Here is a 12759-nt window from a genome sequence, read left to right as displayed (position 1 = left end):
GGGCGGTTAGCCGATCGGGGTCTCCACGGCCTCGGCCTTGCCCTCGAGGCGCTCCACGATCCACTTGATGACGCGACTGTTCTCACCGAAGCCCGGCCAGACGATCCTGCCGTCGCCGTCCTTCTTGAACCAGTTGACGTAGAAGATCTTGGGCAGCTTGGCGTCGGCGCGCTGACCGATCTTCACCCAGTGGGCGAAGTAGTCGCCCATGTTGTAGCCGCAGAAGGGCAGCATCGCGAACGGGTCGCGGCGCAACTCACCAACGGAGCCCTCGGCGGCCGCGGTCTTCTCGGAGGAGACGTTGGCACCCAGGTAGACACCGTGCTGCCAGCTGAAGGCCTCGGTGACCAACGGCACGGCGGTGGCGCGACGGCCGCCGAAGAGGATGGCCGAGATCGGCACGCCCGCCGGATCCTCCCACTCGTCGGCGATGGTCGGAGCCTGCCCCGCCGGGGTGGTGAAACGGGAGTTGGGGTGGGCGGAGGGCACGCCGGACTCGGGCGTCCAAGGGCGACCCTTCCAGTCGGTGAGACCGGTCGGGGGCTCTTCGGTGAGGCCCTCCCACCACACGTCACCGTCCTCGGTGAGGGCGACGTTGGTGAAGATGCTGTTGCCCCACAGCGTCTCGATCGCGTTGGCGTTGGTCTTGACACCGGTGCCGGGCGCGACACCGAAGAAGCCGGCCTCCGGGTTGATGGCGCGCAGCCGACCCTCGGCGTCGAAGCGCATCCAGGCGATGTCGTCACCGACCGTCTCGACCTTCCAGCCGGGGATGGTCGGCTGGAGCATGGCGAGGTTGGTCTTGCCGCAGGCGCTCGGGAAGGCGGCCGCGACGTAGTGCGACTCGCCCTCGGGCGAGGTGACCTTGAGGATCAGCATGTGCTCGGCGAGCCAGCCCTCGTCGCGGGCCATGACCGAGGCGATGCGCAGCGCGTAGCACTTCTTGCCGAGTAGGGCGTTACCGCCGTAGCCCGAGCCGTAGGACCAGATCTCCCGGGTCTCGGGGAAGTGTGAGATGTACTTGGTGGAGCTACAGGGCCAGGCGACGTCCTGCTGACCGGGCTCCAGCGGAGCGCCGACCGAGTGGACGGCCTTGACGAACTCGCCGCGCTCCTCGATCAGGCGCAGTGCGGCGGTGCCCATGCGGGCCATGATGCGCATGGAGACGACGACGTAGGCGGAGTCGGTGATCTCGACACCGAGTTGGGAGATGTCGCCACCGAGGGGGCCCATGCAGAAGGGCACCACGTACATGGTGCGACCCCGCATGGCGCCCTTGAAGATCTCGCCGAAGGTGGCGCGCATCTCGTTCGGGGCGATCCAGTTGTTGGTGGGGCCCGCGTCCTCTTCGCGCTCGGAGCAGATGTAGGTGCGGTCCTCCACACGGGCGACGTCGCTCGGATCGGACTTGCAGTAGAAGCTGTTGGGACGTTTGTTCGGGTCGAGGCGGATGAAGGTGCCCTGCTCGACCAGCTGGTCGGTCAGACGGGTCCATTCCTCCTCGGAACCGTCACACCATACGACCTCATCCGGCTGGGTGAGTTCCGCGACCTCACGAACCCAGGAGATGAGTTCCTCGTTCTTGGTCGGGGCGGCGCCCACATCAATACCCACGTCGGCAGTCACAGCGGCTCCTCTTCGAATGACGAGATCTCTCGAATCATGAATGACGAGTGGCAAGCCTGACCAATTGGTCTAGGCCAATGGTCTAAACACGCGCGGTCGCGAACACGGATTCCGCTGCCTGGAAGGGGATTCGGGTGCGCACGAGTGATGTTCGCGAAGGTCTTCCACGAGACCGTCCCGATACTGTTCGGGGCCGGTTTTCCCAGTATTGGGGGGAAGTGCCCCACCTACGACGACACACGGTGCTTTTCGTCACACGAAGTCATCGGCCTGGGTCGGGCACGACTAGACCTGTGTGGGGAGCCCCGGCCCCGCCTCGCGACTTTCTCCCCCCGGACCCAGGTGGCACCGGGGGTGCTCAACGCAGTATGGCGACCGGCCCACGGGCACCGTGCAGGACCGAGTGACTCACCGATCCCAGCAACAATCCACGGAAACCACCGCGCCCCCGCGAGCCCACCACGATCAGATCGGCCGGCGTGGCCTCCTCCAACAGGGCCACCACCGGATGGGCCCGCACCACCCGGGTGTGTACCCGAACGTTCGACCGAAGCAGGCGCAGGTCCATGAGTTCCTCGTCCAGGGCCTGACGGGCCGCCTCCGCCGCGGTGGCGTCGTCGAACAACTCCGGTGGTATCGGTCCGGTCGCGGCCGCGAAGGCTACGAGCGGCTGCCAGGCACTGACCGCCACCAGGTCGGTATCGGCGAACTCCGCCTGGTTGAAAGCGAACTCCAGGGCCCGCCGGCTGGGTTCGGAGCCGTCCACACCGACGATCACGCGGCTGCGCACCCCGTGCGCGGCGGCGTGGTCTCGGGGCAGCACGATCACCGGCACCGGGGAACGTGCGGCGAGTTCGATGCCCACCGAACCCACGAACGCCGCCGCGATGCCGCTCAGCCCTCGAGAGCCCACCACGACCGCCGCCGCCCCCGGTGCGGACGCCTCCTCGATCAGGGCCTGGGCAGGCCGGTCGAACGACAGGCGGGTACGCACGGACAGTTCGGGGAACAGCCTTGCGACCCAGTCGTGGGCGTGCTCGAGCAAGCGTCGTGCGCCCGAGCCCTCCGCCTCCTCGGTCCGCTGTTCGGTCTCCGGCCACCACCCGAAGCCGTTCGTGGCCAACGGGCGCGCGGCGGCGACGATCAACACCCCCAGACCACGGAGCATGGCCTGGTGGGCCGACCACTCCAGCGCGTGCCTGCTGGAGTCACTGCCGTCCACCCCCACGATCAACCATCGTGTCGTGGATGCGCCGTTCATCTCCGTGCGCCCTTTCCGTCGGTCCTCGGTACGCGGCTTCGGTGTTCCCGTGGTGTTCCACGATGATGCCGCGCGAACACACACCCGTGGATAACGGTGCCGCCGCGAGTTGGGTGACGTAGGGTCCCCAGCAGACCGGGTCATGGCCGGGACCGAACCTGGGAACACCACGGTGCGTCCAAGAGACATGGACTGGTCATCGGCGGATTGGGGACGCGATGCCTTACTCGAACTCGGGATCCTTGCACTGGGACCACCGGGACGGTCGTGTGGCCGCGGTGTTCGCCGCCGTGGTCTACAGCATGTGGACGTTGGAGGTTCTCTTTCCCACCGGCCTCGGAACCTCCTCCGATGCGCTCGCCGACCCGGATTCCGCCTTCGGTCGCATGCTGACCAGCGCCCACCGGACCGCGGCCATCCTGGTGATGCTCGCCGCCGGGCTGGGCCTGACCCTGGGCGCCAAAGGACCCCGCCCCTGGTTGACGGTCTCCTGGTGGTCGATGGCCGTCTTCGGTGCGGCGGCGCTGGCCACGTCCCTGTTGCCCGGTAGGTGCGTGGTGTCCACGGACGTGGCCTGCGCCGTGGAGTCCCTGGTGGAGGGGGTGGGCGGAACGACCATCGGGCAACCCCCGCTGGCCGTGTTGGCCACCGTGGCGGCGTTGCTGGCCTCGGCCACGCTCACCTGGGACCGATGGCGGGCCGAAGAACGTGCCTGGCCCGTATTGGCACTGATCACCACGGCCCAGGCGGTGACCGCAGTGATCGTTCTGGTGCTCGCGGCACGGCTGTACCTGGGTTCCGGAGATGGTTCCCCTGGGGTCGCCCTGGGCCTGGCCCAACGCTCCCACCTGGTGACGGTCGCGCTGTGGTTGTTCGCGGTGGGCCTGGTTCCCGGGCACTGGAAGCGCTCACGTCACCTCCGGCGCGCCCCCGAACGGCTGAACTGAATCCTCCGTGGGCGATCAGGTCACCCGCCTTGGCTCAGGGCCGGGGGTAGGGCACGAGCGTGGACCACGTGCAGGGAACCGACCGCGCGGGTCAAGACCACGTACAACCAGTTGGCCCCACGCTCCTCGGCCTCCACCATGGCGGCGGGCTCGACCACCACCACCGAATCGAACTCCGAACCCCCGAAGCATCTTTGTCTACTTACATAGCCGACATTCGTCTAGTAAAATAGACTCTCTCAGCGTGAAGAGGCGAGAACTTTTGAAGCGGATCAGGGAAGCCGCGGAGTCCAAAGGGATGGCGCTGGACTTCGTCCGTAGGGGAGGCAAACATGACATCTATCGAGTGGGCTCCTTCCAGTTCCCGATAGGACGTCACTCCGACATACCCGAGCTGACCGCACGAAAGACCATCAAGGAGGTCGAGGGCTTGTGAGCAGAGCTCAGCACCATTACGAGGCCTGGTGTGAGCGGGATGGCCGTGCTTGGTCCGTTGACGTACCCGAACTCCGCATCCACACCTTCGGTCACACCTTGAGTGACACCGAGGAGATGGCCCGAGACGCGATCGCGAGCCTTCTCGACCTCCCGATCGAACTCGTCTCGGTCTCACTCCATGTCCAAGGGGTGGAAGACGAACTCGTGGCGGCCCGCGAGGCGAGGAAGGCCAGGTCACAGGCGGCCGAACGAGAACGAGAAGCTCTTGGCAAGGCCGTCGCCGCTCTACGGGAGGTGGGAGCCAGTCAACGGGATGTCGCACTTTTGCTCGGAATTTCGCATCAGCGGGTCTCCCAGATCGCCACCGCGACCAAGACGGCCGTGTGAGTTCCCGCCCCAGGTGACGGGTCACCCGCCTTGGCTCAGGGCAGGGGGTAGGGCACGAGCGTGGACCACGTGCAGGGAACCGACCGCGCGGGTCAAGACCACGTACAACCGGTTGGCCCCACGCTCCTCGGCCTCCACGATGGCGGCGGGCTCGACCACCACCACCGAATCGAACTCCAGGCCCTTGGCCAGGCTCGCCGGAACCGCGATGATACGTGCTTCCTCCAGATCGACCTCGCCCAACAAGGGCGCTTGAACCCCCTCCGCGGCCAAGGCCGCCCGGAGCTCGGCGAGTTGGTGATCGGCGGCGATCAATCCCACCGACCCCTCTCCTTCGAGCGCGGTGCGACAGGCCTCCGCCAGGGTCGAGACCAGGTTCGTGGTGGCCGGGGCGAGCCGCAACGCCCCCGGTGAACGACGCACCGCGATCGGCGCTCCCAGCCCTGGAGCGATGGTGGGCAGCAGTCGGGCCGCGAAGTCGATGATCTGCGCGGGCACTCGGTATCCCCGATCCAGCACGTGCAGGTGACCGGTGGGCTTGCCCAGGTGTTCCAGCAGTGTCGACCAACGACGTGCCGCCGACGGGCTCGTACCCTGGGCGATGTCACCGAGGACCGTCATCGAACCCGACTCGTTGCGCCGACCGATCGCCCGGCACTGCATCGGACTCAGGTCTTGGGCCTCGTCCACGACCACGTGTCCCACCCCAAAGGGGCGTTCGATCAACGCCGCCGCCTCGGCCACCAGGGCCAGGTCCTCCTCCGACCACTTGGCGGACTTGGGACCGCGTGGTCTGCCCGGCAACAACAAAAGGGCCTGTTCCTGGGGACCGAGTAGTCCCTCGGCGGCCCGCGCCAGTCGTTCAGGGTCGGTGAGCAGCCCCAGGACCAGCTTCAACGGATCCACTTTGGGCCACAGGGCGGTGACCGCGGAACGGATCGCCGGATCACGGCGAATCTGCTCGTGGGTGCGGTCGTCGCAGGGCTCTCCCTCTCCCTCCATGAGGGTCAGGATCACGTGCGCCATGCGGTGCGAGAGCAGTTCGCGCCCCGAACCGTAGGCGATCCCACGCTCGGCCAGTTCGGTGAGAAGGGGGCGCAGGTCCTCGGGGTACAGACGCCACCGGCGCGAGCCCCGGCGGACCATCACGGTCTCCTCCGGTTCGCGCAGGTTCGACCACAGGTCACGCCGCAGGACCTCGGCCATCACCTCCGAGCCCTTGATCCTCGCCGCGTCCGGGGCCTCCACCCGACGAACCCACCCTTGCCCGGGGCGGGCGCGTTCGGGCAGGTCGCGAGTGAGCAGGTCGATGACGGTGGTCTGGTGCACGTCCACCTCACCCAGGGCCGGCAGGACGCCACGGATGTAGGACAGGAAGGAGCGGTTGGGCCCGATGATCACCACTCCGGTACGGGCCAGCCGTTCGCGCTCGGTGTAGAGGAGGAAGGCGACGCGGTGCAGGCCCACGGCGGTCTTCCCGGTGCCGGGTGCGCCCTGGACGCACAGGGTGGTCTCCAACGGGGCGCGGACCAGGTGGTCCTGTTCGGGCTGGATGGTGGCGACGATGTCGCGCATGGGGCCGGTGCGCGGGCGTTCGATCTCGGCGTCGAGGAGTCCACCGCCGAGGCCGGAGGGGTCCGGTGCGAGAAGGTCCTCGTCCTCGAAGGCGGTCAGGAGGGATTCGGGCTCACCCGTGGCGTCGGTGACGGTGGTGAAGCCGTAGCGACGCCGGGAGCGCACCCGCATCCGGTCATCGGGGCCGGCCCGGTAGTAGGCGACGCTGATGGGCGCACGCCAGTCCAGGACCATGGGACGCCCCTCGGCGTCGTGGACGTGACGGCGGCCGATCCGGATCCGGTCGGGTTCGTCGATGGGCCGGGGCTGGGCGTCCTCCTCGTGCTCCTCCAGGAAGACGGTGCCGTGGTCGAAGTCCAAACGGCCGAAGTACAGGGGTGCGTCGGGGACGTCGACCAGGGAGGCGATGCGACGCTGTCGGGACAGGAACAGGGCTTCGTCGATGAACTCGTCCTTGGCGTGACCGCTCATGACGAGTTCGGTGCCGCGTACCCCTTCGTACATCGCTCGCAGGGCGGTCCGGGCAGCGGCGAGGTGACGGCGTTCGGCGACCAGTTCGGGGTCGGTGGGCACGGGTTTGGGATCGGTGGCGGTCATGGGGACCTCGAGTGTCGGCGGGACGGGACGCGGCTTCGCGCGTGCGCGCGGTCCCGCCCCGGTCACCGTGAAGGCCCGGTTCGTTCCGATCCATGAGCGCGCACCAACGACCCCAGGGGGTTGCGAGGCCGAGAGGTCGAGGCTACCCGAAGGTGGGACGGTTCCGGGCCGATCAGGTCTTGCGCAGGCGAACGCGACTGACGCGGTGGTCGTCGCCCTTGAACAGGACGAGGGTGGCGCGTCCCCGCGTCGGGCGGATGTTCTCCACCAGGTTGACCTCGTTGATGGTGCGCCAGGTGTTGGCGGCGAACTCCAATGCCTCGGCCTCGCCGATGGTGGTGGCCATGTGGTGGAAGTAGGAGCGGGGGTCGGAGAAGGCGGTGCGCCGTAGTTCGCGGAACCGCTCCAGGTACCAGTTACGGACGTTCTCGACCTTGGCGTCGACGTAGATGGAGTAATCGAAGAAGTCGGCGACGGCCAAGCGCCCGGCGGTGGCGGGCTGAAGGACGTTGATGCCCTCGACGATGAGGATGTCGGGACGATGCACGGTCTGACGCTCGTTCGGGACCACGTCGTAGTGCAGGTGGGAGTAGACGGGGATGTCGAGGCGGTCGGCTCCGGCCTTCATCTCCGACACGAAACGCACCAGGGCTCGACGGTCGTAGCTTTCGGGAAACCCTTTGCGCCGCATGAGTCCGCGTGACTGTAGGACCGCGTTCGGGTACAGGAAGTTGTCCGTGCTGACCAGTTCGACGTCGGGGTGGTTGGGCCATTGGGCGAGCAGGGAGCGCAGGAGCCTGGCCGTGGTGGACTTGCCCACGGCGACGCTACCGGCCACACCGATGATGAAGGGGGAGGGCCGGTCGGACTCCCCGAGAAAGGCACGCACCGCGGCGTGCCGCTGCTGGGTGGCGCCCACGTACAGGTTGAGCAACCGGGACAATGGCAGGTAGATGTCCCGCACCTCCTCCAGGGAGGTGGGATCGTTGGTCCCGCGAAGCTCGTTGAGGTCGGCCTCGGTCAAAGACAGGGGTGTGGAGGCCCGGAGCGCTGCCCAGGCCTGGCGGTCCAACTCCACGTAAGGCGAGGAGAAGCCGTTCTTCGTCGGGTGAGACACGGTTGACCACCCTAGACGAGCCCCTCCCCCGCCTTGGGCAGGCGACCCCCTCGTTGGCCGGGCCAGGGGCCGAACGTGTCCGAGACCACACGGTCACACGCCCGAGTTCAGAGGTTTTTCGTCCGGATACCTCCAGGGTGGAACCGGTTCCACTCGTGGACCAGACCATGCCTCCCACCTGCGCGACCCGCCCCGCATACACCAAATGGTCTATACCGCTACCTGCGAAAACAGCCAGTGGTATGGGAGTCTGGCTGGTCGATCCGGCACACTTTTTGACTTACGCTGGCGGCTATGTGCGGAATCGTTGGCTACGTCGGGCCGCAACCGGCGCTCGAGGTCGTCGTAGACGGCCTGGCAAGGTTGGAATATCGCGGATATGACTCCGCGGGGGTGGCCGTTCTGGGTGAGAGCACCCTGAGCACCGAGAAGCGGGCGGGCAAGCTCGCCAACCTGCGTCAGGCCTTGGCGGAACGTCCCATCACCGGTGACGGTGCCGGTATCGGGCATACCCGTTGGGCCACCCACGGCGCCCCCAACGACGTGAACGCCCACCCCCACGTGGACAACGACCAGCGTGTGGCGATCGTCCACAACGGCATCATCGAGAACTTCGCCACCCTCCGCCAGGAGTTGGAGGAGCAGGGATGCAAGTTCCTGTCCGAAACCGACACCGAGGTCGCCTCCCACCTGCTCAGCACCGAGCTGGCCCGGCGCGGCGACGGTGACCTGCCCGCCGCCATGCGCGACGTGTGCAAGCGCCTGGAGGGCGCGTTCACGCTGGTCGCGGTCTCCGTGGACGACCCCGACCTGGTCGTGGCCGCCCGCCGCAACTCCCCGCTGGTCGTCGGCCGGGGCAAGGGCGAGAACTTCCTGGCCAGCGACGTGGCTGCGTTCATCGCCCACACCCGCGAGGCCGTGGAGTTGGGCCAGGACCAGGTCGTGGAACTGCGCGCCGACTCCGTGGTCGTCACCGACTACGACGGCGTCCCCGTGGACGTGAACGAGTACCACGTGGACTGGGACGCCTCCGCCGCCGAGAAGGGCGGCTACGACTACTTCATGCTCAAGGAGATCGTCGAGCAGCCGCGTGCGATCGCCGACACGCTCCTGGGCCGGGTCTCGGTCGAAGGCCAACTCAGCCTGGACGAGATGCGTTTGACCCCCGAGGAGCTGCGCACCGTCGAGAAGATCGTCATCATCGCCTGTGGTACCTCCTACCACGCGGGTCTGATCGCCAAGTACGCGATCGAACACTGGTGCCGTATCCCCTGCGAGGTGGAGGTCGCCAGCGAGTTCCGCTATCGCGACCCGATCCTGGACCAGCAGACCCTGATCATCGCCATCTCCCAGTCCGGCGAGAGCATGGACACCCTGATGGCGGTCCGCTACGCCCGCGAGCAGCGCGCCAAGGTCCTGGCGATCTGCAACGTCAACGGATCGACCATTCCGCGCGAGTCCGACGGTGTGCTGTACACGCACGCCGGCCCGGAGGTCGGGGTGGCCGCGACCAAGACCTTCCTCACCCAATTGGCCGCCTGCTACCTGGTCGGCCTGTACCTGGCACAGGTGCGCGGGATGAAGTTCGGTGACGAGATCAACGCCGTCATCGCCCAGCTGGCCACCATGCCCGAACAGGTCGAAAGGGTCCTGGACACGGTCGAGCCCGTCCGTGAGCTGGCCCGTTCCCTGGCCGACGCGAGCACCGTACTGTTCCTCGGCCGGCACGTGGGCCATCCGGTCGCGATGGAGGGCGCGCTCAAACTCAAGGAACTGGCCTACATGCACGCCGAGGCGTTCGCCGCCGGTGAGCTCAAGCACGGCCCGATCGCGCTGATCGAGGAAGGGCTCCCGGTCGTGGTCGTGGTGCCCTCTCCCCAGGGACGTGGTGTGCTGCACGACAAGATCGTGTCGAACATCCAGGAGGTGCGTGCCCGGGGCGCCCGCACCATCGTGATCGCCGAGGAGGGCGACGAGGCGGTCCGTCCGTACTCGGACGTCCTCATCGAGATCCCGGCGGTGCCGACCCTGCTGCAACCGATCGTCGCGACGATCCCCATGCAGGTGTTCGCCTGCGAGCTGGCCCTGGCCAAGGGCAATGACGTCGACCAGCCGCGCAACCTCGCCAAGAGCGTGACCGTGGAATAGGGACCTCCCTCGCGGGGCGTGCCGACCGGGGTGTCCCCGATCGGTGCGCCCCGTTCGTTCGTGTGACCGACTCCGTGCACACGTTCGGAACGGGTCGGGCGCACCCACGGCGGTCACCGATGCGTCGGCACGGGGTCAGCGGGCCGCCAGGGCGGTGTGATCGGCGCACGCGGCCTCGACGTCGGGATGTGTCGGTAGCACGCCATGCAGGTCGAGCACGTCCAGAATCCGCCGGAGCTGTGGGGGCGGGCCGGCGATCATCAAGTGATGACGCCTGGCGGTGGCCGAGCGCGTCGCGCTGACCAGGGCATTGACGCCGGACGCGTCGATGAAGCCGACCTCGGACAGGTCGACGACGGTACAGTTCTCCCGCGTAGCCGAACGCAGTCGCTCGAAGACGCCCTCGGCGGTGGCGATGTCGATTTCACCGTCCAGCCGCACGACCACCATTGCGTCGCACGAAAAACGCTCCTGGTCCGGATCCGATGGGGCCACGCCTCACTCCCGTTGTTCAGGAACCGTGGGATTCGACCATCGTCGTCGGTCGAATACCGACATGCGTTGACAGCCTACTCGGCTCGACGGACCTCGGTGTTGTCCGGACAGGCCTCTTCCCAGGAGGGATGCGTGGTTCAGGACGTTTCCGCGGCGCACACCGCCCAAACGACCTTTCCGTTCCCGGTGACGGGATTCCAGCCCCATTCCCGGCTGAAAGCGTTGATCAGACCGAGCCCGCGTCCGGATTCGGCGAACTGGTGCGCCGCGACCCGGATCGGTCCCCGGGGTTCAGGGTCGTGGACCATGCACACCACGGCACCGACTGAGGGCAAGGGCCGGAGTTGGAGAAGGGCCCGGGTGTTCTCGGGGGTGCGTCCGGAGACCGCGTGGCGACAGGTGTTCCCGACGAGTTCGGAGACGATGAGGCAAAGGTTCTCCATGACCTCGGACATGCCCCACTCGGCCAGGCTCCGTGAGGCGAAACGACGCGCCGCACCGACGGACGTCGGAACCGCGGCGTAGGCGTGTGCGGCGATACCGAATCCGAATGTGCCCTCTCCGATGCCCAGATCTCCCAGTGCGGGCTCCCACCAACCCTCCGGTAGCGCCGGCTGCCCCTGAAACCTCTCGGTGGCCGGTTCCGAGGGCATCAGCTCTGCGTTCATCACGGTCCTCACGAGTGATGTCGGTTCACACGTCCGCATGCGCCGCGCCTCGTGTTGCTTACAGACGTAAGGCACAGATGCACGTGCATATCAACGTTCGGCAACCCTATAGGACGGACTCACCTCATCGGTAGGGTCCTTGATCAAGAATTCACCTTCATCGCTGTCGATTCGTCAGAATCGGACCTTGGTCCTTGACGAATCCGAACACGACTCTGTCTCGCTTGGAAGGAGATCGGTATACTGAGCGGTCGCTCACACCAATACCACTCCTAGGGAGGGTGAAGTGGTAGCCGAACCGGCCAAGAACCACCAGGCCACGGAGGATTTCCTGGCCAATTCCAGTGGTGGGCCCACAGTGCTGCGCATTCTCCTGGGCACTCAGCTCAGACGCCTGCGCCAGGAGAAGAACATTTCGCGGCACGACGCCGGATACGCGATTCGCGCCTCCCACGCCAAGATCAGCCGAATGGAACTGGGCCAGGTCAGTTTCAAGCGCCGGGACGTCGACGACCTGCTGAAACTCTATGGAGTCGACGATCCGAAGCAGCGTGAGGCGCTTCTTGGACTGGTCTCCAGCGCCAACGCCCAGGGGTGGTGGCACAAGTACGGCGACGTACTGCCGCAGTGGTTCGGTGTCTACGTCGGTCTGGAGGAGGCCGCGTCGGTGATCCGCACCTTCGAGGTGCAGTTCATCCCCGGTCTGCTACAGAGCGAGGGGTACGCCCGTTCGGTCATCCGACTCTCCCGTACGGCCAACTCGGACGAGGAAGTGGACAGTCGCGTGAAGATGCGCATGCATCGACAGCGTCGTTTGACCACCGACCACGCCCAAGAGGGCTCCGCCCCTCGGCTGTGGGCCGTCATAGACGAAGCGGTCCTGCACCGTCCCTATGGTGACGCCGCGGTGATGCGCGAACAGATCGAGCACCTCATCGAGATGGCACGCAGACCCAACGTCACGATCCAGATAGCGACATTCGCCATGGGCGGCCACCCCGCGGCCGGCGGCCCGTTCAGCATCCTGCGCTTCCCCACCCCGCAACTGCCCGACGTGGTCTACCTGGAGCAGCTCAGCAGCGCGCTCTACTTCGACAAGTTCGACGACACCAGCCGCTACGCCCAGACCATGGACCACCTCGCGACCCAGGCCCCCCTGCCCTCGGAGACCGAAGGCATCCTCAGGCGTTTCCTGGAGCGCTACCAGGACTGACACCCCCACGGACCCTTCCCCGCACGTCCCCCGCCACCGACGCCCCGGATCACCGCGCTCCGGGGCTTTGCGCTGTCCACGGCCACAGCTGAAGAACGATCCGGGAACACCGAGCTCTCGTTGTCCTTCTCACATGGCGTGTGACGTGGGCTTTTGTCAACGGGTACCGCCGGGGACACCCTTAAGTGCTTACCGATGCAATCACGTATGCACGTGCATGTACTACGCTGTGGCTTCGTACGGGGATGTGGGAACGTTCCCGTGCGAAGAACCGGACCGGCCGGGCA

General features: G+C 66.9%; 10 protein-coding genes and 2 pseudogenes. 5 read left to right on the top strand and 7 right to left on the bottom strand.

All coding sequences use genetic code 11. From position 1 onward, the window contains the following. Positions 1-9 precede the first annotated feature (9 nt). Both D472_RS0104550 and D472_RS0104545 read right to left on the bottom strand, forming a co-directional pair. Positions 10-1602, bottom strand: a pseudogene (locus D472_RS0104550) (phosphoenolpyruvate carboxykinase (GTP)); the annotation flags it as partial. 382 nt (positions 1603-1984) lie between these two features. Next, on the bottom strand, positions 1985-2887 hold the full coding sequence (locus tag D472_RS0104545) for a universal stress protein (RefSeq protein WP_017603320.1): 903 nt from the start codon (positions 2885-2887) through the stop codon (positions 1985-1987). Between the two features lie 218 nt (positions 2888-3105). Between D472_RS0104545 and D472_RS0104540 the strand changes: the two genes are divergently transcribed. After that, the gene (locus D472_RS0104540) at positions 3106-3834 is read left to right on the top strand and encodes a hypothetical protein (protein ID WP_017603319.1); all 729 of its coding nucleotides are present in this window, start codon (positions 3106-3108) and stop codon (positions 3832-3834) included. 20 nt (positions 3835-3854) lie between these two features. On the opposite strand, the pseudogene D472_RS27400 reads toward D472_RS0104540, so the two are convergent. Next, positions 3855-4016 (bottom strand): annotated as a pseudogene (locus D472_RS27400) (ATP-binding domain-containing protein); the annotation flags it as partial. 62 nt (positions 4017-4078) lie between these two features. On the opposite strand from D472_RS27400, the gene D472_RS0104530 reads away from it, so the two are divergent. Continuing rightward, the gene (locus tag D472_RS0104530; protein ID WP_017603317.1) at positions 4079-4270 is read left to right on the top strand and encodes a hypothetical protein; all 192 of its coding nucleotides are present in this window, start codon (positions 4079-4081) and stop codon (positions 4268-4270) included. Next, the gene (locus D472_RS0104525; RefSeq protein ID WP_017603316.1) at positions 4267-4659 is read left to right on the top strand and encodes a hypothetical protein; all 393 of its coding nucleotides are present in this window, start codon (positions 4267-4269) and stop codon (positions 4657-4659) included. The genes D472_RS0104530 and D472_RS0104525 overlap by 4 nt, the downstream gene beginning before the upstream one ends. 21 nt (positions 4660-4680) lie before the next feature. On the opposite strand, the gene D472_RS0104520 is transcribed toward D472_RS0104525, so the two are convergent. Further along, on the bottom strand, positions 4681-6831 hold the full coding sequence (locus tag D472_RS0104520; protein WP_017603315.1) for a HelD family protein: 2151 nt from the start codon (positions 6829-6831) through the stop codon (positions 4681-4683). A gap of 172 nt (positions 6832-7003) precedes the next feature. After that, positions 7004-7909 (bottom strand): type I pantothenate kinase, encoded by a 906-nt coding sequence (coaA, locus tag D472_RS0104515; RefSeq protein WP_017603314.1) that lies wholly within the window; start codon positions 7907-7909, stop codon positions 7004-7006. A gap of 333 nt (positions 7910-8242) precedes the next feature. Between coaA and glmS the strand changes: the two genes are divergently transcribed. After that, positions 8243-10096, top strand: coding sequence for a glutamine--fructose-6-phosphate transaminase (isomerizing) (gene glmS, locus D472_RS0104510; RefSeq protein ID WP_083903378.1), 1854 nt, complete (start codon positions 8243-8245; stop codon positions 10094-10096). Positions 10097-10231: 135 nt separating this feature from the next. Here glmS and D472_RS0104505 read toward each other — a convergent pair whose 3' ends face one another. Together D472_RS0104505 and D472_RS0104500 are read right to left on the bottom strand one after the other, a co-directional pair. After that, positions 10232-10591 (bottom strand): STAS domain-containing protein, encoded by a 360-nt coding sequence (locus tag D472_RS0104505; protein WP_026117377.1) that lies wholly within the window; start codon positions 10589-10591, stop codon positions 10232-10234. A gap of 137 nt (positions 10592-10728) precedes the next feature. Further along, the gene (locus D472_RS0104500; RefSeq protein ID WP_017603311.1) at positions 10729-11259 is read right to left on the bottom strand and encodes an ATP-binding protein; all 531 of its coding nucleotides are present in this window, start codon (positions 11257-11259) and stop codon (positions 10729-10731) included. A 286-nt stretch (positions 11260-11545) separates the two neighbouring features. Between D472_RS0104500 and D472_RS0104495 the strand changes: the two genes are divergently transcribed. Further along, positions 11546-12472 (top strand): helix-turn-helix domain-containing protein, encoded by a 927-nt coding sequence (locus tag D472_RS0104495; RefSeq protein ID WP_017603310.1) that lies wholly within the window; start codon positions 11546-11548, stop codon positions 12470-12472. Positions 12473-12759 lie beyond the last annotated feature (287 nt).

Source organism: Nocardiopsis alkaliphila YIM 80379 (genome assembly GCF_000341005.1).
Lineage (GTDB): Bacteria > Actinomycetota > Actinomycetes > Streptosporangiales > Streptosporangiaceae > Nocardiopsis > Nocardiopsis alkaliphila.
Note: the sequence above shows the minus strand (reverse complement) of the source record. Positions and strands in the feature narration are given on the sequence as shown.

What these genes read in the sequence shown, in the direction of transcription:
- glmS (WP_083903378.1), top strand. Translation starts at nt 8,243, where the DNA reads ATGTGCGGAATCGTTGGCTACGTCGGGCCGCAACCGGCGCTCGAGGTC.
- D472_RS0104520 (WP_017603315.1), bottom strand. Translation starts at nt 6,831, where the DNA reads ATGACCGCCACCGATCCCAAACCCGTGCCCACCGACCCCGAACTGGTC.
- D472_RS0104545 (WP_017603320.1), bottom strand. Translation starts at nt 2,887, where the DNA reads ATGAACGGCGCATCCACGACACGATGGTTGATCGTGGGGGTGGACGGC.
- D472_RS0104500 (WP_017603311.1), bottom strand. Translation starts at nt 11,259, where the DNA reads ATGAACGCAGAGCTGATGCCCTCGGAACCGGCCACCGAGAGGTTTCAG.
- D472_RS0104540 (WP_017603319.1), top strand. Translation starts at nt 3,106, where the DNA reads ATGCCTTACTCGAACTCGGGATCCTTGCACTGGGACCACCGGGACGGT.